This is a genomic window from Streptomyces sp. IBSBF 3136 (genome assembly GCF_036815105.1).
Lineage (GTDB): Bacteria > Actinomycetota > Actinomycetes > Streptomycetales > Streptomycetaceae > Streptomyces.
The window spans coordinates 1-671 of the sequence record NZ_JAJSZC010000494.1 but is presented as its reverse complement, the minus strand read 5'-3'; the positions used below and the strand labels follow the sequence as shown (position 1 = coordinate 671).

Below are 671 nucleotides of genomic sequence, written 5' to 3'. Positions count from 1 at the left end.
CCGACCCGCCGCCCCCGCAGCTGCGCCGTCACAGGGCGGCGGCCCCGACCCGGCCCGTGCGCACCGCCTCGCCGAGCGCCGCGAAGTCCCGGTCGTTGCGGTCCGCGTACGCCTGCGCGAACCGGGCCAGCGCCCGGTCGAAGCGGTCGCCGCGCCCCAGGTAGGCGGCGATGGCCACCGGGTCCCCCGAGCGGGCGTGGGCCCGCGCCAGGGAGGCGCCGCACACCTGCCCGAACAGGTTCAGCAGGTCCGGGCCCATGGTGTCCGGCCGGGCGATGCCCTTCCAGTCGCGCAGCTGGCGCAGGTAGAAGTCCCGGCCCTGCCCGTCCAGGCCCACCATGCGGGTCCAGCCGAGGAAGATGTCGCTGGTCGTCTGGATGAGCCGCTGCCCGGCCACCACCCTGCGGCCCTGGTTGTCGTACCGTTCGCCGCCCGTGTGCGCCGCGAGGACCGACTCCTGGGCCTCCTTGGCCTGCAGCAGCAGCGGATCGTCGTCGTCCCGCCCGAGCAGGAGCAGGATCCAGCACCGGGTGCCGACGCTGCCGACGCCCACCACCTTCCGCGCCGCGTCCACCGGACGGTAGTGCCGCAGCAGATGCCGCCGGTCCGCGGGCAGTGAGCGGGCGTACCCCTCCAGCAGCGTCCCCAGCTCCTTGTCCTCGCCGTCCCCG

The 671-nt window shown here is 75.7% G+C and carries 1 protein-coding gene; it reads right to left on the bottom strand.

Going from position 1 to position 671, the window contains the following annotated elements:
* Positions 1–28: 28 nt before the first annotated feature.
* Positions 29–671: DUF2252 family protein (locus tag V7E45_RS40425; protein WP_333779267.1), on the bottom strand; the 643-nt coding region annotated here is incomplete at its 5' end.